This window comes from Rhodococcus sp. ACS1 (genome assembly GCF_002300155.1).
In the GTDB taxonomy this organism is placed as follows: Bacteria; Actinomycetota; Actinomycetes; order Mycobacteriales; family Mycobacteriaceae; genus Rhodococcus_F; species Rhodococcus_F koreensis.
In genome coordinates this window covers 1-21,803 of sequence record NZ_NSDZ01000006.1, presented here as the reverse complement: position 1 = coordinate 21,803, position 21,803 = coordinate 1, and the positions used below count along the sequence as shown (strand labels likewise).

The following is a 21,803-nucleotide window of genomic DNA, read 5'->3' as shown; positions in this document are numbered from 1 at the left end:
GCACCGAGACGATTCGCGGAAACCACGTCACGAGACACTGTTCGCATTGTGGTGTGGATCACAGCGTATTCGACTTTGGACGACTGTCAAGAATTCCCTTGACGATTGTCAAGCTTTTGTTACACAGTCGTCAAGGAACGCGGGCTAGACTGATGCTCACCGTGCTGGACTCCGCGAGCCGAACAGGAAGAATGCCGTGACACCCGTCGCCGAGAAGAACGCCGACCGGGTCTCGCGCCGCCAGGTCGACAAATTCGCCGAGCGCCGGGATCAACTCGCCGAAGCCGCGTTGCAGACCCTCTCGGAACTCGGCTACGCCCGCACCAGCCTTCGGGAGATCGCCCAGAACTCCGAGTTCTCGCACGGCGTTCTGCACTACTACTTCAGCGACAAGGTCGATCTGATCACGCACTGCGTCCGCCATTACAAGGCGCGCTGCGTCACGCGCTACGACGGCGTGGTCGCCACCGCGCAGACGCCCGAGGAGTTGAAGGCGGGATTCGGCCGGGTACTGGCGGATTCGCTCCGCGGCGAGGCCTCGATGCATCGCCTCTGGTACGACCTCCGCTCGCAGTCGCTGTTCGAGGAGTCGTTCCGCGCAGACGTCGCCGCGATCGACAAGAGTCTCGAAAACATGATCTGGCGCATCGTGTCCCGGTACGCGGAACTGGCGGGACGCACGATCACGATCGCCCCGCCCACCATGTACGCCGTGTTCGACGGGCTGTTCCAGCAGAGTCTCGCCCGGTATCTGTCCGGCGACGACTCGGCGGCGGACGCCCTCGCCGAGGGCGTCGATCAGATACTGGCGCTCGTCATTCCGGCACGGTAGATCCAGTCACTTCTCCGCGGCAGCCTTGATTCGCTGTGCGAATGCGGGCGCGTCCTTGCGGGCTGCTCGAAGCGCGAGGGGCGCGATCAGTTTCCCGATTCCGTGACCCTCCAGCACATTGAAGATCGTCACCTTGGTGCCCGCGCCCGACGGTTCGAGGTCGTAACCGCCCTCTTTCGCGATCACGGAATTCTTCGATCGCTCCGCCCAGCGAATCTTCCGCGGCGCCTCGAATTCGGTGAGTTCGAACTCACGCTTCGTGGTCATCCCCGCGTCCTTGACGGTGCTGACGAAGACGGTGCCGACTCCGGGAGGACCGTCCGTCTTCTTCACGATCTCCTGGACCCGCGGGCTGAACTCCCGGTCGTTGACCCCGGCGGCGAGGTACTCGAACACTTCCTCGATGGGGCGATCGATCACCACAGTGCCTTCGAACCGTCCAGCCATGCCAGCCTCCCGTTTCCGTGACCTGCCGGGTTCCGACAGTACTCGCGCCGCGGCCTGCGCGCGGTCACATCGCCGCCGGGCCGTCGGTCATAGAAGTGACGGCCGACGGCGCCGCACCGCCCGCACGAAACCCGAGAGCACAGGAAGGCTTCGACATGGACACCTCGATCACCGGCACGTCCGGATCGCGACAATCGACTGCGGCACCCCCGCTTCTCTCCACCGCCCGCGGCAGACTCACCCTGACGTTGTTGTGCGCCGTGGCCTTTCTCGACTTCGTCGACGCATCCATCGTCAACATCGCGCTGCCCGACATACGCGGCGACCTGGACTTCTCGGTGCAGCAACTGCAGTGGGTGCCCAGCGGCTATCTCGTCACCTACGGCGGGTTCATGCTGCTCGGCGGTCGCCTCGCCGACCTCCTCGGCCGCCGTCGCGTTCTCGTCACCGGCACGGTCGTCATCGGATTGTCCTCGCTGGCCGGTGGTTTCGCGGGCAACGCGGAGATCCTGATCGGCGCCCGGCTGACACAGGGTGTGGGTGCGGCGCTGATGCTTCCGGCCGCGCTGTCGATCCTGACGACGACATTCGAGGAAGGGCCCGAACGCCATACCGCGCTCGGTGTCTGGGCCGGCGTGGGCGGTCTCGCGTCCGCCGTCGGCGTGTTTCTCGGTGGTGTGCTCACCGAGGGCCCGGGCTGGCGATGGGTGCTGTTCGTCAACCCGGTGGCATGTGCTCTCGTGCTTCCCGCGGTCTACGCGCTGATTCCCGACGACCGCCGCCGCGCCAGGCTCGCGGACTTCGACCTAGTGGGTGGCGTGCTCGGTACCGGCGGCATGCTGATGTTCGTCTACGCCCTGGTCGAGGCGCCCGACCAGGGGTGGGGGTCGGCCCGCACGATCGGCGCGCTGGCCGGAGCGTTCGTCCTGATCGCCGCGTTCGTGGTGAACGAGCAGCGCAGCCCCGATCCACTGCTGCCGCTGTCGATCTTCCGCATCAAGGGCCTGGCGGCGGCAAATGTCACCGGGCTGATCGCGTTCGCCGGTCTGCTCGCGATGTTCTTCTTCCTCACCCTCTACATGCAGAATGTTCTGGGCTACTCCCCCATGCAGACCGGGGCGGCGTACCTTCCGCTCTGTCTGGGCGTCGGCATCGCAGCCGGACTCTCCTCCCAGGTGCTCACGCGAATCGGAACCCGCCCGGTCACCGTCGTGGGCGCGCTGGTGGCGGCGGCGGGCCTGTTCTATTTGTCCCGGATCCCGGTCGACGGCTCCTATCTCGCCGATCTGTTCCCGGGGCTGATGATCGTGTCGCTGGGCCTCGGCGCCGTCTTCGTCGGCGTCACCACCGCAGCCAACGCGGGGGTGCCTGCCGACGAGGCCGGGCTCGCGGCGGCGTTGCTGAACTCCTCGCAGCAAGTCGGCAGCGCGCTCGGTCTGGCGATCTTCGCCGCGATCGCCACCTCGTATTCCCAGCGTCTGCTCGCGGCGAATTCGCCTGTGCCCGAGGCGCTCACCTTCGGGTTCCAGCGAGCGCTGCTGACCGGCAGCATCTTCCTTGGTGCCGCAGCCCTGATCGCCTTACGCACCGGCAACGCCCACGGAGACGGTGAGCGACGCACGGAGTGACCCCGACCGGGCTCGTCAGTCGAGATTCTCGACGACGAGCCCGGCGAGGCGCTCGCGGTCGGCGAGGATGTCGATCTCCACGATCACGCCCTGCCGGATCGTGACACCCAGGACCGACAGCAGCTGCCCCTCGGAGATCGCGACCACACCGGCGGCACCGTTGACGAGTGCCGGGTGCGCGAACCGGGCCAGCCGCGCGAACCCGAGAACCCGGCCCGCGACGGTCCCCGCGCCGCGCACCATCGTGGAGGCGCCCGCAGGAAACGCACCCGTGTCGGCCCGGAGCACGACCTCCGGATCCAGTACCGCCACGAGGGCGTCGAAGTCGCCACCCCGCGCTGCCGCCAGGAACGCGTCGACCACTGCGCGCTGCCGGACGGGATCCGTGTCGGGAACGGGCGCGCCCTGCAGTCGGCGGCGTGCGCGGCTGGCCAGTTGCCGGGCGGCCGCCGGGGATCGCTCGACGATCGGGGCGATGTCCTCGAACGGCACGGCGAACATGTCGTGCAGCACGAACGCCAGCCGCTCCGCAGGAGCGAGCGTGCCCAGGACCACGAGCAGAGCGAGACCGACCGAATCGGCGAGCACCGCCTCCTGCTCCGGGGAGCTTCCGTCCGTCAGCGTCACGATCGGGTCGGGCACCTGTCCATCCAGGGGCTCTTCCCGCCGCGACCTGCGTGACTGCAGCATGTTCAGGCACACGCGGGCCACCACCGTCGTCAGCCAGCCGCCCAGGTTCTCCACGGAATCGGTGTCCGTGCGGCTCAGCCGCAGCCAGGATTCCTGCACCGCGTCCTCGGCCTCGGTGAGCGAGCCGAGCATCCGGTAGGCCACCGCCCGCAGGTGCCGGCGATGCGTCTCGAACTGCTGCGCCAGCACGTCGTTCTCGTTCATCGGTCACATCCCTCCGTCGCCGTCTGTCACCTATGTGACCGGCGAAACGCGGCCGATGTGACGACGACGCGTCGCCCGTGGCCCTCTGATGCGCGTAATGCATCCAGTTTCCCCGGTTCCGCTGTCGGATATCGCCGTGGTTAACTGAAATGACGCTCACAGTCTCTGAAGGGCTGGACGGCATGTGGAAAGCTCAGCAGGTCGGACGTCTGTTCCTCGTCTCGGTACTCGCGGCACTCGCCGTGTGCGGAGTGAGCGCCGCCGCGTCGGCGGCGCCCCCGGCCGTCACCGGAAAGATCCTCGCGCCGGCACTCTCCCCCGCGAGCGGTCAGGTCGTCGGCATCGCCCATCCCGTCGTCGTCCGGTTCACGTCCCCGGTACCCGATCGCGCGCTCGCCGAGCGTGGTGTCCGGATCACCCCGTCGACACCGGTGCCCGGGCAGTTCTCCTGGATCGACGACCGCACCCTGCAATGGAGCCCGGACCACTTCTGGCCGGCGCACACCGGGGTGACCGTCGAAGCGGCGGGAGCGAAGTCGCAGTTCCAGGTCGGTGACGCACTCGTCGCCGTCGCGAACACGACGACGCACCAGTTCACGGTCAGCATCAACGACCAGATCGTGCAGACCATGCCTGCGTCGATGGGCAAACCCGGATACGAGACACCACTCGGGACGTTCCCCGTCATCGAGCAGTTCCGCGACATGATCATGGATTCGTCGACGTACGGTGTCCCGATCGACGACGAGGAGGGCTACCGCCTCTACGTCGAATACGCCACCCGCATCACGTGGGGCGGGATCTTCGTGCACGCCGCACCGTGGTCGGTGGGTTCGCAGGGCTTCGAGAACGTCAGCCACGGCTGCATCAATCTCAGCACCGAGAACGCGCGGTGGTTCTACGACAACGCCAAGATCGGCGACCCCGTCATCGTCACGGCGTGAGTCCCGCGCCCGAGACACAGAAAAGGCGGCTCCCCGTTTCCGGGAAACCGCCTTCGCCGATCATCTGGTCGGGCTGACAGGATTTGAACCTGCGACCACTTGACCCCCAGTCAAGTGCGCTACCAAGCTGCGCCACAGCCCGTCCACACCCTCGTTCAGGTGCTCGATGAGATTACATCAGTGGCAGTCCGTAACGCTAATCGCCTGGTCAGAGCACATTCTGTCGGATCAACGACTCCGCCGCTCACGCTTTTCCCGCACCCGCACCGAGATGCGGACGGGGCTGCCGTCGAAATTGAACTCCTCACGCAGGCGCCGCTCCAGGAACCGGCGGTAGCCAGCCTCGAGAAACCCGGTCGTGAACAGCACGAACGTCGGCGGACGCGTCCCGGCCTGCGTGGCGAACATCACGCGAGGCAGCCGGCCACCGCGCATCGGCGGCGGCGTCGCCGCCACGACTTCCTTGAGCCACGTGTTGAGCCGGCCCGTCGGAATGCGCTTGTCCCACGATTCCAGCGCCGTGTCGAGGGCGGGCACCAGCTTCTGCACCGCGCGTCCCGTCTGCGCCGAGATGTTGACGCGCTGCGCCCACGGCACCCGCACCAGGTCCCGATCGACTTCGCGGTCGAGCTGGAGTCGCCGGTCCTCGTCGACGAGATCCCACTTGTTGAACGCGATGACGAGAGCCCGGCCGGCGTCGGCCACCATGCTCAGCACGCGCAGGTCCTGCTCCGAGATCGGCTCGGACGCGTCGATCAGCAGAATCGCGACCTCCGCGGCCTCGATAGCGCTCTTCGTCCGCAGCGACGCGTAGAACTCGGCGCCGCTGGCGTGGCTGACCCGCTTGCGCAGACCGGCGGTGTCGACGAAACGCCACGGCCTGCCGCCGAGTTCCACGATCGAGTCGACCGGGTCGACGGTGGTGCCCGCGACGTTGTGGACCACCGAACGCTCGTCGCCCGACAGCTTGTTCAGCAGGCTCGACTTCCCGACATTCGGCTTCCCGACCAGAGCCACACGCCGCGGTCCGCCGCCGGGGATGCCCTCGCGCGGGGTCTCCGGGAGGGCGGCGAGCACCTCGTCGAGGAGATCGCCCGTACCGCGGCCGTGCGTCGCACTCACCGAGTGCGGCTGCCCGAGCCCCAGCGACCACAGTGCGGCCACCTCGGATTCGGTGCGGCCGTCGTCCACCTTGTTGGCGACCAGCAGAACCGGCGTCTTGGACCGGCGCAGCACCTTGGCCACGGCCTCGTCGGTCGCGGTGGCGCCGACGACGGCATCGACCACGAGCAGGATCGCGTCCGCGGTCTGCATCGCCAGCTCCGCCTGCCGGGCCACCGACTGCTGCAGGCCCTTGGCGTCGGGTTCCCAGCCGCCGGTGTCCTGCACCATGAACCGGCGTCCGCTCCAGTTCGCCTCGTACGAGACACGGTCCCGGGTCACACCGGGAATGTCCTCGACGACGGCCTCGCGGCGGCCGATGATCCGGTTGACGAGCGTCGACTTGCCGACGTTCGGGCGTCCGACCACGGCGAGCGTGGGAACCGGGACGTGGGCCTCCCCGTCGCCGCCGTCTTCGAGGTCGAGGACCTCCCAGTCGGATTCCTCACTCCAGGTTCCGTCGCCTGCGAACTCGGTGGTGAATTGTTCGGTCACTGCCCTGCTCCACTTCTTTCGCTTACCACCAGCAGCAACCTGCCGATCACGTCGTCGATTCCGAGTTCGCTGGTGTCGACCAGCACGGAATCGTCGGCCGGCCGCAGCGGCGACACGGCGCGCGTGGAGTCGAGGTGGTCACGGCGCTGCACATCGGCCAGCACGGCCGCGTAGTCGTCGCCTCGTCCTTCCGCGAGATTCTGCGCATTCCTGCGCTGGGCCCGGGCTTCCGCCGAGGCGGTCAGGTAGATCTTCACGTCGGCATCGGGAAGCACGACGGTGCCGATGTCCCGGCCCTCGACGACGATCCGTTCGGTCTCGCCCGTGAGACGACGCTGCGCCGCGACGAGCAGTTCGCGCACCGCGGGAACGGCGGAGACAGCCGAGACGGCCTTGGTCACCGCGTCGCCGCGGATCTCCTCCCCCACGTCCTCGCCGTCGAGCAGGACCTGCTCGCCCGCCGGGTCGGTTCCGATCGACCACGGCAGACCGACGGTCGCGTCGGCGATCGCGGCGGGATCGGTGAGGTCCACGCCCTTGCGCAGCACATGCAGCGTCGCGATGCGATACATGGCTCCGGTGTCGAGGTACCGGGCGTCGAGTCGCTGCGCCAGCATCCGCGAGACGCTCGACTTCCCGGTTCCGGACGGGCCGTCCATCGCGACGACCAGCGACGAGGCACTCACAGGCCCACCGCCCCGTAGAGTCCGCCGACCTCGCCACGACCCAGGACGCGCAACGTACCGGGCCGCTGGTCGCCGAGCGCGACGGCGCCGATGTCCGTCCGGACGAGCCGGATGACGGGGTGCCCCACGGCGTCGAACAGGCGACGAACGATGTGCTTACGGCCTTCGTGCAGCGTGACCCGGACGAGCGACTTGCCCTCGTTGATGTCGAGGAGCGTGAACGTGTCGACCTTCGCCGGTCCGTCCTCGAGTTCGACACCCTCCTTCAGCTTCTTACCGACGCCGCGCTCGAGAGCACCCGACACGGTCGCCAGGTACGTCTTCGACACCTCGAACGACGGGTGCATCAGCCGATGCGCCAGGTCACCGTCGTTGGTGAGCAGCAGCAGTCCCTCGGTGTCGGCATCGAGCCGACCGACGTGGAACAACCGCTGACCGGCGGCGACCCGCTCGGAGACGATGTCGCCGACGCACGGGCGGCCCAGGTCGTCCGACATCGTCGACTGCCAGCCGCGGGGCTTGTTGAGGGCGAGGTGGACCAGGTCCTTCTGGACGACGACGCGGACACCGTCCACGCGCACCACCGCGTTCTCGGGGTCGATGCGCAGTCCCTGTTCGATGACGATGCGGCCGTCGACCTCGACACGACCCTGCGAGATCAGTTCCTCGGCCGCACGACGCGACGCGACACCGGCCTGAGCGAGAACCTTCTGCAGGCGCATGCCGTCGCCCTGCGGCGGGCCGACGGGCCGATCGGCGTCGGCGTACTGGTGCCGGGCCGGCTTGGCGTTGCTGATCTTGGGGGCCTGCGCCTGCGCGCGCTGCGGCTTGGCCGACTTGGGCTTGCCACGCTTGTTCTTCGCGGCAGGGTCGGGCCTGCCAGGTTTGCCCTTCGCGGCGTCGGGCCGGCCTGATCGATGACCGGCCTCGGCCCTGTCCGGACGCCCTCCGGTCTCCGACCTGGTGCGCCCTCCGGTCTCCGACCTGGTGGGGCGCTGCTTCTTGTTGTTGCGATCCGGTGTGCCATCTCGGCGAGCGGGTTTCTTCACTTTTGTACTATCCCTGTCAGTCTTCGGTGTCCAGCCCGGTGTCCAACTCTTCTGTGGAAGCCGTAGCTTTATTCATTCTCGCAAATCGTGGGTCAGATTCCAGACTGTCACTGATGTCATCTATCAGATCCACATCCGGCAACAACGGAGCCAACGCGGGAAGATCGGCCAGAGACGCCAAGCCGAGCCGTTCCAGGAAGAGTTCCGTCGTCGAGTAGTGCGTGGCGTTGGTATCGGGATCGACGCCGGCTTCGGCGATCAACCCGCGAGCGAGAAGTGTGCGCACCACACCATCCACGTTGACGCCGCGCACCGCACTGATCCGTGCGCGGGTCAACGGTTGACGGTATGCCACCACGGCCAGAGTTTCCAACGCCGCCCTCGTCAGTTTGGAGCGGGCTCCGTCGAGCAGGAGCCGTTCCACGTAGGGCGCGTACGCGGTGCGGGTGTAGAGACGCCAACCGTCACCGGCATATCGGAGGTCCATCCCGCTTCCCCGGGCGGTGAGCTCGGCGGACATGCGGTTCAGCGTCTCCGTGATGCGATTCACAGAAGCACCGGTCGCGGACGCGAGCTGCTCCGCACCGGCCGGAGAGTCGACGATCAGCAGCAACGACTCGAGAACCGCAGCGAGTTCGGTGTCCGACAACTCGGGTTCCGTGTCCGACAGCTCGGGTTCCGCGTCGACGGCGCCCTCGTCGTCCGGCTCGTCGAGCGGGGCCGAACTCATCCGTAATCCTCCTCGGTCACCGGGGCGTCTGTGCGTTCCCCGGTCCAGCTCACCAGCAATTCCCCGAGTGGCTCGGGCTGTTCGAACAACACCGACTGCTCGCGGTACAGCTCGAGCAGCGCGAGGAATCTTGCCACGATCAGGGCGGTGACCTCGCACTCCGAGACGAGGTCGCCGAAGGTCGCCCACTCCCCGGCGCCGCGCTCGCGGAGCAGTTCCAGCATCCGCGCCGCCTGTTCGGGGACCGACACCGCGTGCATGTCGTGCAGGTGGTCGAGTCCCACGGTGGGCTTCGGGCGGGGTGTGAACACGGTCGCGGCGATCTCCGCGAACCGCTGCGGGTCGACGCCGAGCAACACTTCCGGCAGCAACTGGGTGAACTGGTCCTCCAGTGCCGCCGACCGCGGATACCGGCGCAGCGCGGCCGCCTCGAGCTCACCGAACAGTTGCGCAACCTGCTTGTAGGCGCGGTACTGCAGCAGCCGGGCGAACAGCAGGTCGCGCGCCTCGAGAAGCGCGAGGTCCTCGGCGTCCTCCACCTGCCCCGCCGGGAGCAGACGCGCCGCCTTCAGATCGAGCAGCGTCGCGGCGACGACCAGGAATTCCGTCGTCTGGTCGAGTCCCATCTCCGCGCCGAGCGTGCGGGTGTAGGCGATGAAGTCGTCCGTCACCTGGTGCAGCGCGACTTCCGTGACGTCCAGCTGTCGCTGGTTGATAAGGGTGAGGAGCAGATCGAACGGTCCCTCGAAGTTGCGCAGCGTCACCCGGAAGCCGGGCTTGACGGCGGGCGCCTGCGGGTCCTCGCTGTTCGAACCCTCGGTCTGCGGTGGTGCCGGAATGTCTTGCGTATTCACCACTTACCGGCCGGACCGGTGAATGACCTCGCGTGCCAGCGCACGGTACGCCTCGGCGCCGGTCGACTTGGGCGCCCAGGTGGTGATCGGTTCCCCGGCGACGGAGGTCTCGGGGAATCGCACGGTCCGGTTGATCACGGTGTCGTAGACCAGGTCCCCGAACACCTCCACCACGCGAGCCATCACCTCGCGCGCGTGCAGGGTACGCGAGTCGAACATCGTCACGACGATGCCGGCGAGTTCGAGGCGCGGGTTGAGCCTGTCGTGGACCTTCTCGACTGTGTCGTTGAGCAGCGCCAGGCCGCGCAGGCTGAAGTACTCGCATTCCATCGGGATGATCACCGAGTCCGCGCAGGCCAGCGCGTTGACCGTGAGCAGACCGAGGGACGGCTGGCAGTCGATGAGGACGTAGTCGTAGCGGTCGAGCACGGGATGCAGCACGCGACCGAGCGTCTGCTCACGGCCCACCTCGGTGACGAGCTGGATCTCCGCCGCCGACAGGTCGATGTTGCTCGGCAGAAGGTCGAGGCCCTCGACACGCGTCCGCATCAGGACGTCGTCGATGGAGACGCGCGGTTCGACGAGCAGATTGTGGACGGTCAGTTCGAGGTCGTTGTGCGCGACTCCGAGGCCCGCGGACAGCGCCCCCTGGGGATCGAGGTCGACGAGCAGGACCCGCCGGCCGTATTCGGCCAGCGACGCACCCAGATTGATCGTCGACGTCGTCTTGCCGACGCCGCCCTTCTGGTTGCACATCGCGACGATCTTGGCCGGGCCGTGCGAGGGCAACGGGGCGGGTTCCGGTACCTCACGCGTCGGCCGACCCGTGGGGCCGAGTTCCTCCTCCACGACCACGGCAGCGTCGTCGAACAAGTCTGCGGTGTCGGTTTGCCGCACGTCGAACATGTCGCCCTCCGGTTGCGAGTGCTCTGACTCCGCCGCTGGCGGCTGCGGTGTCACCACGGTCCGATGATCCCCTGTTCTCTCGATGATCGCTGTCGATCCCACATCGTTATACGAACGCTACCGCCTCGTACCGTGAATTTTCCCCTCGACACGCTTTCCGCTACCGCGCCAGGGGGTGCGCTCCCGCCCACACCTCGCGCAGCGCACCCACTGTCAGCAGCGTATATATCTGCGTGGTCGTCACCGACGCGTGTCCCAGCAACTCCTCGACGACGCGGACGTCGGTGCCGCCGTCGAGCAGGTGGGGCGCCGGCCTCGGAGATGCGGGCCCCCGGCGAACAGCGCCCGGGCCACCGAACTCGCCGCCAGCGGCGGCAGTTCACGGTTCGGATCACCCGTCCGCAGGGCGATCACCACGTCATGTCCGCGCGGCTTCGTCCCCAGCGGCACGTGCGCGCTTCCGCTCGCTGAACCGTTCGGGGCGATCGACCCAGGGGGCGCTCACGTCGCGGAGTTCGCCGAGACCGCCCGGCCGGGACCGGGCGGCGGCGAGGGCCATGACGCCGGATGCGGCCGTGGCGTTGACGATGGTCCCGTTCAGCACCATCGACACGACCTCGTCGAACGGAATCCGCTCGATCTCGAGGTCGGCTTCCTCGTCCTCCGGGTCGGGCCGGTCCACCTCGTACAGGTCCTCGGCGAGGAACACGCGCACCGACTCGTCCGTGAACCCCGGTGAGAGAACGACATCCACGAGGACGGACCAGCGCCGGGCCGCGAGGCCGGTCTCTTCCGCCAGTTCGCGTCGCGCGGCGTCGACGGGGTCCTCCCCCGGCTCGTCCAGCAGACCCGCCGGGATCTCCCACAACCGGCGCCCCACCGGGTGCCGGTACTGGTGGATCAGGACGACCCGGTCCTCCTCGTCGAGCACCACGACTGCGACGGCGCCGTGGTGCTCGACCACCTCACGTTCGGCGGTCCGGCCGTCCGGCATTGCGACGTGATCCACCCGCAGCGCGAGGATCGCGCCGCTGTAGACGGCGCGCGAGTCGAGGGTCTCGAATTCGTGCCGGCCGATGTCGGGCATAGTCCGTCTCGCCCTATCCCGCGCTGTCGACCGACGCGACCTCGTCGCGGTCGGCGGAATCGGCGATCTCGGCGTCGGCGGCCGCCGCACGCTCCTCGCCGTGCACGTCGACGGGGAGGCGCTCCTCGAGCTTGTGCCTCAGCGCCGCGTCGACGAACGCCGCGAACAGAGGATGCGGGCGCGTCGGACGGCTCTTCAGCTCGGGGTGGGCCTGCGTGGCGACGAAGAACGGGTGCTGGTCGGCCGGGTACTCGACGAACTCGACGAGGTGACCGTCGGGAGAGGTGCCGCTGAACCGGAGTCCGCTCTTGGCGATCCGGTCCCGGTACGCGTTGTTGACCTCGTAGCGGTGACGGTGCCGCTCCGACACCTCTTCGGTGCCGTACGCCCGCGCCACGACGGACCCCTTCGCCAGGACTGCGGGGTACGCGCCGAGGCGCATCGTGCCACCGAGGTCGGCCTCACCGGCGATGACGTCTTCCTGGTCGGCCATCGTGGAGATCACGGGGTGCGTGGTCTCGGGTTCGAACTCGGCGGAGTTGGCGTCGTCCAGACCCACGCTGCGCGCGGCCTCGATCACGACGCACTGCAGACCCAGGCACAGTCCGAGCAGGGGGATCTTCCGGTGGCGGGCGTACCGGATCGCGCCGAGCTTGCCCTCGATGCCGCGGATGCCGAAGCCACCGGGGATCAGCACGCCGTCGACGTCGCCGAGCGCGGCCTGCGCGCCCGCCTCGGTCTCACATGCGTCGGACGGCACCCACGAGATCTCCACCTTCGAGCGGTTCGCGAACCCGCCTGCACGCAGCGCCTCGGTGACGGACAGGTACGCGTCCGGCAGGTCGACGTATTTTCCGACCAGGGCGATCCGCACGGTCTCGCGCGGCTGGTGGACGCGCTCGAGCAGGTTTCCCCATACGGTCCAGTCCACGTCGCGGAACGGCAGTCCCAGCTGACGGACGACGTACGCGTCGAGGCCCTCGCTGTGCAGCACCTTCGGGATGTCGTAGATCGACGGCGCGTCGGGGGTCGAGATGCAGCCGTCGACGTCGACGTCGCACATGAGCGCGATCTTGTTCTTCAGCGCCGGGGGGACCTCGCGGTCGCAGCGCAGGATCAGCGCGTCGGGCTGGATGCCGATGTTCCGCAGCGCGGCGACCGAGTGCTGGGTGGGCTTCGTCTTGAGCTCACCCGACGGCGCCAGGTACGGGACCAGGGAGACGTGGAGGAAGAAGACGTTGTCCCGGCCGACGTCGTGGCGCACCTGACGGGCGGCCTCGAGGAACGGCTGCGACTCGATGTCGCCGACGGTGCCGCCGATCTCCGTGATGACGACGTCGGGGCGGTGTCCCTGCAGATCCGGCCCGCTCATCGCGAGGATCCGACTCTTGATCTCGTCCGTGATGTGCGGAATGACCTGGACGGTGTCGCCGAGGTATTCGCCGCGCCGCTCCTTGGCGATGACCGTCGAATACACCTGGCCGGTGGTCACATTCGCCTGACCGGACAGGTCGCGGTCGAGGAAGCGCTCGTAGTGGCCGACGTCGAGGTCGGTCTCGGCGCCGTCCTCGGTGACGAAGACCTCACCGTGCTGGAAGGGGTTCATCGTGCCCGGATCGACGTTGAGGTACGGATCCAGTTTCTGCATGGTCACGCGCATTCCCCGCGCGGTCAGCAATTGCCCGAGGCTCGAGGCTGTGAGGCCCTTGCCAAGTGAGGAGGCGACGCCGCCGCTCACGAAGATGTGCTTGGTGGCGGTACGCGAATGAGTGCGTGACTGTGGCAAAGGGGCTCCCGTGACGACTGTGCAGGGCTTGGTCTGTTCGAGCAATGCTGGGGCCTGCCGACCCACGGGACTTCACGGTAACACCTCGGCGGACGTCCCGGAAACAACGCGCCGCGATTGCCCGCCCCGATGTGACGCGCGCTACGCCGGGGTGGCCCCCACGGTGACTCCGGTGGTGCCGGGTCCCGTGCCGTACCGGCCTGCGCCGCCGTTCAGTTGCTCCTGCAGCGCCAGCGGAACGGTGATCTTGCCCGCTTCCCGGTCGATGTTGTCGATCGTCGTGAGCGCCGCAGAGAGGGCGGCGTCGGCGCGTGCCACGGCGACCGCGCCGTTGCCCTGGGCGGAGGCCGGACGTCCGGCGAGCACCGCCCCGGCACCGCGCGAGTCCAGCGCGCCCGCGAACCGGGCCACGACCGCACCGCGGTTGCCGCTGACGCCGTCCTCCACGTCCCGATCTCCGGTCAGCACCACCGCGACCTGCGCAGGCTGGACGGCCCCGTCGTCGTAGCTGACGAATCCGGCGCCGCGCAGGGTCTCGAGGGCAAGCGCCATCTCCTGGGCGGAACTCTGCGGCTGACCCGTCTCCTTGCCGAGCATGAGGACCGAACCCAGCAGGTCGCCTGCGAGGCTGCCCTGGTCGACGGCCCCGGTCTTCAACGTGACGCCCGCGGGGATCACATTGTTGACGACCGTCCGCAACCGGTCGCCGCCGGTGGCGTCGACGAACGAGTCGGTCAACGACACCCGCCCGGTCACCGAACCTCCTGCTTGCGCGATCATCCGGTTGACCCCGTCGAGGTCGGCGGGGTCGGCATCGGGGGTCGTCACGACCATCACGGTGCGCTGCGCGAGCGAGTCGGCGACCACGCGGCCGCCCACCGCGGAATCGAATCCGTCGGCCGAGTTCAACTGCTCGGTCAGTTGGTTGTTGCGTTCTGTCGCGTTCTCCATGTCGGTCTGCAAGTCGGCCTTGTCGTCGCGCAGCCCCGACACGAGACCACTCGACAACAGGCCGGAGCCCATCACCACGCCGATTGCCAGAGCCAGAAAGATCGCCGCTATGGAAATGGCATGTTGACGCAGAGAAATCACTTGAAGAACCCCTGCACCCACAACGCGAAGCTGTTCCACGTCGCGACAGCCCAATCGAGTGCCTCACCACCCACGTTGGACACGACCAGAGCCACGATCACCGCCACGAGAGCGGCGAGGACGAGCAGCGCGATCGCGCCGCCCGACACCCGGCTGCGGTACAGGGTCGCCACGGCCTTCGCGTCCACCAGTTTCGGCCCGACCTTCAGGCGGGTCATGAACGCCGACGGGTTGCTGTCGCGGCGGCCGCGGTCGAAGAACTCGTCGAGGGAGACGGTGCTCCCGACCGTGACGATCAGCGACGCGCCGTGGTGGTCGGCCAGCAGGAGTGCCAGGTCGGACGGGGATCCGGACGCGGGGAACGTCATCGCTCCGATGCCGAGGTCCTGGATGCGCGACAGACCGGGTGCGTGGCCGTCCTGGTCGGCGGGCAGAACCACCTCGGCGCCCGACTTCAACGTCGCGCTGGTGATGTCCTCGGGGTCGCCGACGATGAGGTCGGGGCGATAGCCCGCCGACTTCAGGACGTCGGCGCCTGCCCCGACGCCGATGAGGATCGGCGAGTACTCCTTGATGAACGGCTTGAGGTTCTTCAGGTCGGACGCGTGGTCCGGGCCGTCGGACACGATGACGACGTGCCGTTCCTTCATGTCGACGTCGACGTCGGGGACCCCGACCCCGTCGATCAGCAACGGGCTCTCGGTGCGGATGAACTCGATGGTGTTGCCGGAGAACGCCTCGAGGTGGTCGACGAGACCGGTCTTCGCCTCGATCATCCGGTCGGAGATCTCCGCCTCGGTCTGTTCGTCGCCCTTGGCGATGCGCCGTTCCCCAGAGTAGACACCTCCCCCGTTCACCCGGACCTTGCTGCCGTCCTTGATGCTCTTGAAGACCTCGGCGCCCGCCGAATCCACCAGGAGGATCCCGTTGGCGACGATCACCTCCGGGCCGAGATTGGGATAGCGCCCCGAGATCGAGGGTGACGCGTTGATCACTGCGAGAACGCCGGCCTTCACCAGGGCATCCGCGGTTCCACGATCGAGGTCGAGCTCGTCGAGAACGACGATGTCACCGGGTCCGACGCGGCGCAGCAACTTGGCCGTGTTGCGATCCACCCTGGCGATGCCGCTGACCCCAGGCAAAGTTTCGGTGTTACGTGACAGCAGTGCCGGCATCTTCATGGATTCGATGATGGACCGGAAGCCGGACCGACCTGTGGAGGCGCGCCGAACCGTTTACCACATCAGTCACACCATTACCACGGACGGCCCGCCGGGCCGGGTCAGGCGGAACGCTCGGCGCTGGCGGTCGCCAACAGCTCCTCCGCGTGGGCGCGTCCGGTCTCGGTGTCGTCGAGGCCGGCGAGCATCCGGGCCAGTTCCACGACCCGTTCGTCGTCGGTGAGTGTGTGCACGCCACTGCTGACGACGCCGTCCTCGTCGTCGACCTTGTCGACCACCAGGTGGGTGTCCGCGAACGCCGCGACCTGCGGCAGGTGCGTGACGACGATGACCTGGTGCGTGCGGGCCAACCGGGCCAGCCGCCTGCCGATCTCGACCGCTGCCCGTCCGCCGACACCGGCGTCGACCTCGTCGAACACCATCGTCGCGCCCGAGTCGGACCCGGCGAGCACCACCTCGAGGGCGAGCATCACTCGTGAGAGCTCACCGCCGGACGCGCTCTTGCTGATGGGCAGCGACTGCGCGCCGCTGTGCGCCGACAGCCGGAACTCCACTTCGTCGACGCCGGACGATCCCGCATGGAGTTCGGTGCCGTCGACGGTGAGCGGGGCCGTGTCCTGGGGTCCGGCGATCCGGGGCCGGACCGTCACCTCGAGCGCCGCCCGGCCCATTGCCAGACCGGCGAGTTCGGAGCTGACGGCCTTGGCGAGTTTGGTCGCGGCCTTGACGCGGGCGGCGGTCAGTTTGGACGCGGCCTCCGCGGTCGACGCCGCCGACTCCTCCACCTGTTTCGTCAGCGCGGCCAGCGCGTCGGAGGACACGTCGATCTTCTCGAGCCGCGCACGGGCGTTGTCGGCCCATTCCAGGACGCCGTCGACGTCGGCGGCGTACTTGCGGATGAGGTTCTTCAGCTCCGCCTGCCGGGACAGCAGGGAGTCCAGTGCCCCCGGGTCCGCGGGCAGTCCGGCGAGGTATGTGGTGAGGTCGGCGGAGACGTCGGTGACCACCGCGATCACCTCGGCGAGGCGGGGTCCGAGTCCGTCGAGTTCGGGGTCGGTGGCCGATTCGATCCGGGCCCGCGCCTCGGACAGCAGGTCCAGCGCGGGCGCGGCCACACCGTCGCCGTCCATGTCGTCGCCGCCTGCGAGCGCGGCGTGTGCTTCCTCCGCCGCCGACCGCAGCGAGTCGAGTTCGCTGAGCCTGCGGACCTCGGAGACGATCGACTCGTCCTCGCCCGGGGCCGGGGCGACGCCGTCGATCTCGTTGAGGGCGAATGTCAGTTGGTCGGCTTCCTGCGCGAGTTCCCGCGTACGACCGGTCCGTTCGATGAGTTCGGATCGCGCGGTCATCCACTCGTCGCGGTGCTTGCGGTACCGCGCGACCAGCGGACCGACCGTCTTGTCCGCGAATCGGTCGAGTGCGGCGCACTGCTGGTCCGGGCGGAGCAGCCGCAGCTGGTCGTTCTGCCCGTGCACGGTGAGCAGCGGATCGGTGAACTCGGACAACACGCCCGCCGGAACGCTGCGCCCACCCAGGTGGGCACGGGACCGGCCGTCGCTGCCGACGGTGCGGACCGCGATGATGGTGCCGTCCTCGTCGCGCTCGGCACCGGTCGATTCGAGCAGCCGGGACACGGCGCGTTCGACGTGCTCCGAGCCTTCGTCGGTCATGAACCGGCCCTCGACGACGGCGCGGGGCGCACCGAGGCGAACCCGTCCCGCGTCTGCTCGCGCACCGCTGAGCAGGTGCAGGCTCGTCACCACCATCGTCTTGCCCGCACCGGTCTCACCCGTGAGCACCGTCAAACCTTCGTGGAATTGCGCCGACGCCTCGGAGATCACACCGAGGTTGTCGATCCTGATCTCTGCCAGCACGTCTAGGGCTTCCTTCCTCGCCACCCGGTGACGGGCAGCTCGAACTTTCGCACCATCCGGTCCGCGAACGGCGCCGAATCCAGTCGTACCCAACGAACGGGTTCCTTGCCACGCACCACTTCGACGCGGGCGCCCGCAGGCAATTCCAGGGTCCGGCGACCGTCGCAGAACACCAGGCCGTCGTGGCTGCCTGCCACCGTCTCCACCGCGATCAGCGATTCCGGGCTCGTCACGAGGGGGCGCGCGAACAAGGCATGCGCGTTGCTAGGGACGACCAGCAGCGCCTCGAGCTCCGGCCACACCACAGGGCCACCCGCGGAGAACGCGTATGCCGTCGACCCGGTGGGTGTGGAGATGAGCACGCCGTCGCAGCCGAACGCCGACACCGGCCGCCCGTCCACCTCGAGCACCACCTCGAGGACACCGAGCCGGGACCGGTTCTCGATGCTCGCCTCGTTGAGCGCCCAGCCTCGTTCGATGATCTCGTCGTCCACCCGGACGAGCACGTCCAGCGTCATGCGGTGTTCGATGCGGTATTCCCGGCGCACCACCTGTCCGAGCGCCTCGTCGAGGTGCTCGGCCTCCGTCTCCGCGAGGAACCCGATCCGGCCCAGATTGATGCCGAGGACCGGAATGGACGCGGCCTGGGCGAGTTCCGCCGCCCGGAGGAACGTCCCATCCCCACCGAGGACGAGCACCATCTCGCACCCGAGGGCCGCGTCGGGGCCTGCCTGCACGATGGTCACTTCCAGCCCGGGAACCAGGAATTCGTCGGCCGCCATGCCGTCCATCGGTTCGATGCGAGTGCTGTCGACCTCGTCGACGAGGACGCGCAGTCCGATCCCGGCCCGCTCGAAGATCTTGCCGACGCGCCGCGCCGTCTCCGTGATCTCGGCGCGACCCGGGTGCGCCACGAGCAGGATCTCCCGCTCGCGTTGCTGGGCGCCGCTGCTTCCCCCGCTCACTGTGGTCCCTCCTGCACCGCGGTGCGGATCAACTCTTCTACCGACTCGACCGGTACATCATCCGTCCCGGGTGTGACATCCGCGCGGAGCCACAGGAAGTATTCGACGTTCCCCGACGGTCCCGGCAGCGGGCTGGCCACCGCACCGACGGTACGCAGTCCGAGCGAGGCCGCCGTCTTCGCGACATCCAGTACCGCGGCGACCCGCAACTCCGGGTCACGCACCACCCCACCGGAGCCCACGTGATCCTTGCCGACCTCGAACTGCGGCTTCACCATCGGAATCAGGTCTGCGCCCTCGCCCACGCAGGCGACGAACGCCGGGAGAACCAGCTTCAGGGAGATGAACGACAGGTCCGCGACCACCAGTTCGACCGGGCCGCCGATCTGCTCGGCATCGATGGATCGCACGTTGGTGCGGTCCACGACGTGCACGCGGTCGTCGGACTGCAGCCGCCACACCAACTGTCCGTACCCGACGTCCACCGCCACAACCTCCCGCGCGCCGTGGTGCAGCAGCACATCGGTGAAGCCGCCGGTCGATGCGCCGGCGTCGAGGCAACGCTTGCCGTCGACTTCGAGTCCGCGGGGGCCGAACGCCTCGAGAGCGCCGAGGAGTTTGTGCGCGCCACGGGATGCCCAGGACACTTCGTTGTCGACCTCGACGACCCGCAACGGGGTTCCCGCTTCGATGGCGGTGGCCGGTTTGGTCGCTGCCGCACCCGAGATCAGCACTCGGCCGGAGGCGATGAGTTCTTGCGCGTGTTCTCGGGACCGGGCCAGCCCCCGCCGAACGAGTTCGGCATCCACCCGTGCTCGACGGGCCACGTCAGATCTTGTCCACGGTGGCCAGGGCCTCCACCAGCACGTCGTGCGCCTTCTCGAGAAGGTGGGCTTTGCGTGGAATGACCCCGACGCCGTGCTCGTCGTCGGGATCAGGTTCGACGGCTCCGAGCCGCGACAACAATCCGTCGACCTCCGTGTGGATCTTCTCGGGGTCGACACTCTGAGGAGGCCCAGGTAGATGGGCTCCCGGGCGCGGTATTGGCGTGCTCATCGGGCACAACGCTAGTCCATCGCGTTCCGATACGCATACAGCGAATCGCGTGACGAACAACGCGGGTCGGGCGGCTTTCAGGCACCCCAGCCGGACACGACCGCGCTCACCGCGGGCGTCGTCGATGTGATCCGCACGAAGTCGGGGAATTTCCACGCACCGACGGCCACCACTCGCAGCAACTCAGTCGAATCCACCGGCTCGGTCGAATCCGCGGTCGGTTCGATCACCAGATCGGTGCCGTCGAAATCGACGGACCACCGGCTGTCCTCACCGACCAGCGACTCGTCGGCGGGCCGGTTGAGTGCGTCCAGTGCGGATGCCAGGTAGGTGGGGCGCTGCTCCGGGGCGGCACGCAGGACGTCGATCGCGGTGCTCACGCCGGTGAGGACCAGTAGCGAGTCGAGACCGACGTTGCTGGCGCCTTCGATGTCGGTGTCCAGCCTGTCGCCGACCACCAGGGGCCGCACACAACCGCTGCGGCGCATCGCGTCTTCCATCAGCGGTGCTGCCGGCTTGCCCGCCACGAGTGGTTCGCGGGATGTCGCCGCGCGCAGGGCCGCGACCATCGAACCGTTGCCGAGGACGAGACCCCGCTCGGTGGGGAGGGTCGAGTCCAGGTTCGCCGCCACCCAGACGGCGCCCGCACGGATCGCGAGGGTCGCCTCGGCGAGGATCGCCCAGTCCGTGGTCGGCGAATGTCCCTGGACGACGGCGGCGGGTGCGTCCTCGAACGACCGCACCGGACGCAGTCCGACGTTCCGGACCTCGTCGGCGAGCGCTTCCGTGCCCACGACCAGCACCGCCGAGCCCGGTGCCACGTTCTCCGCGAGGAGCCTGGCCGCGGACTGCGAACTCGTCACCACCGTCGACTCGTCGGCGGCGAAGCCGAGTTCGGTCAGGTGCTCCGCGACGTCGCCGGGACTGCGACTGGCGTTGTTGGTCACGTAGTAGCAGGGCTGCGTCCCGGTCGCCAAAGCCTCACGCGCACCGGGGATTTCCTGCGGCCCCTGGTACAGCGTGCCGTCCAGGTCGAGCAGCAGAGCGTCGTAATTCTCCCGCAGGGTCGTCACTGATCGTCTCCGGTCAGCTCGGCCACACGCTCCTCCGCGTCGGTGTCACCCTCGAGATCCGCCGCAGCGGCGTTGAGGAACCACTTGAGTCCGTCCTCGATGCGACCGGCCGCCACCAGCGCATCGGCATACGCGTAGAACAGACGGGCGGCACCGGGACCGGTCCGCGCGGCGTCGAGATCGGGGGTCTGCAGCGTGACCACGGCCTGATCGAACTGACCGAGGTCCATGCGCGCTCCGGCGACCACCATGCGCAGTTCGGCAGCCTCGTCACCGGACAGCGCAGCAGCTTCCTCGCTTCGCCCGAGTTCGATCGCACGCTCCGGGCGACCCAGTCCACGTTCGCAGTCCGCCATCACCGCGAGCAGTCCGGGACCGCCTGCCATGCGACGAGCAGCGCGCAACTCCGACAGCGCCTCCGCCCATTCGCCGGCGTGGTACGCGGTGATACCCGCGGCCTCACGGACGATGGCGATGCGGCCCGCACGCTGGCGCGCCGCTCGCGCATGCGCGAGCGCAAGTCGCGGATCATCGTCGACGAGTTTGCCGGCCATCACCAGGTGGCGCGCAACCGTGTTCGCGTTCGTCTTGTCCAAGCTCAGCAGATCGCGACGTACCGCGGGATCGAGCTCACCGGCCTCGACGTTCTCGGGCAGATCCGGTTCGTCCGGACGGGCCTGCTGCCGCTGCGGACGGTCACCTTCACGTCCGCGAGGCGCGAAGCCGCCCTCACCGCCACGACGGGGTCCGCCACCGCGACGATCGCCGCCGGCACCGCCACGGTTGTCGCGCGAATCGCGACGGGGACCACCGGACGAGCCACCACGACCCGAACCGCCGGCGCCGCCACGGTCGCCGCTGGACGCACCGCCACGATTGCTGTTGGAGGCATTGCCTCCGCGGAAGGACCGACGTCCGTCGTCACTCTCCGACACAGTCATTCCTTTCACACAAACCACGAAAGGGGACCCAGTATATTGGGTCCCCTTTCGGTAACGGATGTTCGGCGGTGTCCTACTCTCCCACACCCTGTCGGGTGCAGTACCATCGGCGCTGGAGGGCT

Annotated in this window: 21 protein-coding genes, 1 tRNA gene and 1 pseudogene; 3 read left to right on the top strand and 20 right to left on the bottom strand. The window is 68.3% G+C overall.

The genetic code is table 11. The annotated features are described in order from the left end of the window. Positions 1–196: 196 nt before the first annotated feature. Positions 197–832 carry a TetR/AcrR family transcriptional regulator gene (locus CJ179_RS28630; RefSeq protein WP_095863655.1) on the top strand — a complete coding sequence of 212 codons (636 nt, stop codon included), beginning with the start codon at positions 197–199 and terminating at the stop codon, positions 830–832. 6 nt (positions 833–838) lie between these two features. Here the strand turns inward: CJ179_RS28630 and CJ179_RS28625 are convergent, their stop codons facing one another. Then, the gene (locus CJ179_RS28625; RefSeq protein ID WP_072941864.1) at positions 839–1,279 is read right to left on the bottom strand and encodes an SRPBCC family protein; all 441 of its coding nucleotides are present in this window, start codon (positions 1,277–1,279) and stop codon (positions 839–841) included. Between the two features lie 155 nt (positions 1,280–1,434). Here CJ179_RS28625 and CJ179_RS28620 point away from each other — a divergent pair, with 155 nt between their 5' ends. Then, a complete protein-coding gene (locus tag CJ179_RS28620; RefSeq protein ID WP_095863654.1) occupies positions 1,435–2,907 on the top strand; it encodes an MFS transporter in 1,473 nt (490 codons plus the stop codon). A gap of 15 nt (positions 2,908–2,922) precedes the next feature. Here the strand turns inward: CJ179_RS28620 and CJ179_RS28615 are convergent, their stop codons facing one another. Further along, positions 2,923–3,801, bottom strand: coding sequence for a sigma-70 family RNA polymerase sigma factor (locus CJ179_RS28615; RefSeq protein WP_095863653.1), 879 nt, complete (start codon positions 3,799–3,801; stop codon positions 2,923–2,925). A 182-nt stretch (positions 3,802–3,983) separates the two neighbouring features. On the opposite strand from CJ179_RS28615, the gene CJ179_RS28610 reads away from it, so the two are divergent. Continuing rightward, positions 3,984–4,745 carry a L,D-transpeptidase family protein gene (locus CJ179_RS28610; protein WP_072941871.1) on the top strand — a complete coding sequence of 254 codons (762 nt, stop codon included), beginning with the start codon at positions 3,984–3,986 and terminating at the stop codon, positions 4,743–4,745. A gap of 65 nt (positions 4,746–4,810) precedes the next feature. Here the strand turns inward: CJ179_RS28610 and CJ179_RS28605 are convergent. The 18 genes and pseudogenes from CJ179_RS28605 to CJ179_RS28525 all read right to left on the bottom strand — a co-directional run bounded on the left by CJ179_RS28605 (position 4,811) and on the right by CJ179_RS28525 (position 21,681). Then, positions 4,811–4,887 (bottom strand) — tRNA-Pro (locus CJ179_RS28605). A gap of 86 nt (positions 4,888–4,973) precedes the next feature. Further along, a complete protein-coding gene (gene der, locus CJ179_RS28600; protein WP_012687907.1) occupies positions 4,974–6,401 on the bottom strand; it encodes a ribosome biogenesis GTPase Der in 1,428 nt (475 codons plus the stop codon). Further along, on the bottom strand, positions 6,398–7,087 hold the full coding sequence (cmk, locus tag CJ179_RS28595; protein ID WP_095863652.1) for a (d)CMP kinase: 690 nt from the start codon (positions 7,085–7,087) through the stop codon (positions 6,398–6,400). The genes der and cmk overlap by 4 nt, the downstream gene beginning before the upstream one ends. Next, complete coding sequence (locus tag CJ179_RS28590; protein WP_095863651.1) at positions 7,084–8,136, bottom strand: pseudouridine synthase; 1,053 nt, start codon at positions 8,134–8,136, stop codon at positions 7,084–7,086. The genes cmk and CJ179_RS28590 overlap by 4 nt, the downstream gene beginning before the upstream one ends. A gap of 16 nt (positions 8,137–8,152) precedes the next feature. Beyond that, a complete protein-coding gene (scpB, locus tag CJ179_RS28585; protein ID WP_095863650.1) occupies positions 8,153–8,866 on the bottom strand; it encodes an SMC-Scp complex subunit ScpB in 714 nt (237 codons plus the stop codon). Next, the gene (locus CJ179_RS28580) at positions 8,863–9,723 is read right to left on the bottom strand and encodes a ScpA family protein (protein ID WP_095863649.1); all 861 of its coding nucleotides are present in this window, start codon (positions 9,721–9,723) and stop codon (positions 8,863–8,865) included. Before CJ179_RS28580 ends, scpB begins: the two co-directional genes overlap by 4 nt. Then, positions 9,724–10,728, bottom strand: coding sequence for a ParA family protein (locus CJ179_RS28575; RefSeq protein WP_072941884.1), 1,005 nt, complete (start codon positions 10,726–10,728; stop codon positions 9,724–9,726). A gap of 58 nt (positions 10,729–10,786) precedes the next feature. After that, positions 10,787–10,936: pseudogene (locus CJ179_RS28570) on the bottom strand (tyrosine-type recombinase/integrase); the annotation flags it as partial. Between the two features lie 108 nt (positions 10,937–11,044). Then, positions 11,045–11,713 carry an NUDIX hydrolase gene (locus CJ179_RS28565; RefSeq protein WP_072941887.1) on the bottom strand — a complete coding sequence of 223 codons (669 nt, stop codon included), beginning with the start codon at positions 11,711–11,713 and terminating at the stop codon, positions 11,045–11,047. A gap of 13 nt (positions 11,714–11,726) precedes the next feature. Then, entirely contained in the window at positions 11,727–13,499 is a 1,773-nt protein-coding gene (locus tag CJ179_RS28560; protein WP_072941889.1) for a CTP synthase, read from the bottom strand. 141 nt (positions 13,500–13,640) lie between these two features. Beyond that, positions 13,641–14,591 (bottom strand): copper transporter, encoded by a 951-nt coding sequence (locus tag CJ179_RS28555; RefSeq protein ID WP_095863648.1) that lies wholly within the window; start codon positions 14,589–14,591, stop codon positions 13,641–13,643. Further along, positions 14,588–15,772: a putative cytokinetic ring protein SteA gene (steA, locus tag CJ179_RS28550; protein ID WP_095863647.1), complete on the bottom strand. Its 1,185-nt coding sequence runs from the start codon at positions 15,770–15,772 to the stop codon at positions 14,588–14,590. Before steA ends, CJ179_RS28555 begins: the two co-directional genes overlap by 4 nt. A 101-nt stretch (positions 15,773–15,873) precedes the next feature. Beyond that, on the bottom strand, positions 15,874–17,646 hold the full coding sequence (gene recN / locus CJ179_RS28545; protein WP_072941895.1) for a DNA repair protein RecN: 1,773 nt from the start codon (positions 17,644–17,646) through the stop codon (positions 15,874–15,876). Positions 17,647–17,648: 2 nt separating this feature from the next. After that, positions 17,649–18,611 carry an NAD kinase gene (locus CJ179_RS28540; protein ID WP_072941897.1) on the bottom strand — a complete coding sequence of 321 codons (963 nt, stop codon included), beginning with the start codon at positions 18,609–18,611 and terminating at the stop codon, positions 17,649–17,651. Beyond that, positions 18,608–19,438 carry a TlyA family RNA methyltransferase gene (locus tag CJ179_RS28535; RefSeq protein WP_095863646.1) on the bottom strand — a complete coding sequence of 277 codons (831 nt, stop codon included), beginning with the start codon at positions 19,436–19,438 and terminating at the stop codon, positions 18,608–18,610. The genes CJ179_RS28540 and CJ179_RS28535 overlap by 4 nt, the downstream gene beginning before the upstream one ends. 1 nt (position 19,439) lies before the next feature. Next, complete coding sequence (locus tag CJ179_RS50650) at positions 19,440–19,667, bottom strand: hypothetical protein (protein ID WP_043943807.1); 228 nt, start codon at positions 19,665–19,667, stop codon at positions 19,440–19,442. A 77-nt stretch (positions 19,668–19,744) separates the two neighbouring features. Next, entirely contained in the window at positions 19,745–20,740 is a 996-nt protein-coding gene (locus tag CJ179_RS28530) for an HAD-IIA family hydrolase (protein WP_072941901.1), read from the bottom strand. Continuing rightward, positions 20,737–21,681 carry a M48 family metallopeptidase gene (locus tag CJ179_RS28525; RefSeq protein WP_072941904.1) on the bottom strand — a complete coding sequence of 315 codons (945 nt, stop codon included), beginning with the start codon at positions 21,679–21,681 and terminating at the stop codon, positions 20,737–20,739. Before CJ179_RS28525 ends, CJ179_RS28530 begins: the two co-directional genes overlap by 4 nt. Positions 21,682–21,803 lie beyond the last annotated feature (122 nt).

Bases quoted from the DNA above. Each gene is read 5' to 3' on its own strand.
- CJ179_RS28625 (WP_072941864.1), bottom strand. From the start codon at position 1,279: ATGGCTGGACGGTTCGAAGGCACTGTGGTGATCGATCGCCCCATCGAG.
- CJ179_RS28620 (WP_095863654.1), top strand. From the start codon at position 1,435: ATGGACACCTCGATCACCGGCACGTCCGGATCGCGACAATCGACTGCG.
- CJ179_RS28615 (WP_095863653.1), bottom strand. From the start codon at position 3,801: ATGAACGAGAACGACGTGCTGGCGCAGCAGTTCGAGACGCATCGCCGG.
- CJ179_RS28610 (WP_072941871.1), top strand. From the start codon at position 3,984: ATGTGGAAAGCTCAGCAGGTCGGACGTCTGTTCCTCGTCTCGGTACTC.
- scpB (WP_095863650.1), bottom strand. From the start codon at position 8,866: ATGAGTTCGGCCCCGCTCGACGAGCCGGACGACGAGGGCGCCGTCGAC.
- CJ179_RS28565 (WP_072941887.1), bottom strand. From the start codon at position 11,713: ATGCCCGACATCGGCCGGCACGAATTCGAGACCCTCGACTCGCGCGCC.
- steA (WP_095863647.1), bottom strand. From the start codon at position 15,772: ATGAAGATGCCGGCACTGCTGTCACGTAACACCGAAACTTTGCCTGGG.
- CJ179_RS50650 (WP_043943807.1), bottom strand. From the start codon at position 19,667: ATGAGCACGCCAATACCGCGCCCGGGAGCCCATCTACCTGGGCCTCCT.
- CJ179_RS28525 (WP_072941904.1), bottom strand. From the start codon at position 21,681: ATGACTGTGTCGGAGAGTGACGACGGACGTCGGTCCTTCCGCGGAGGC.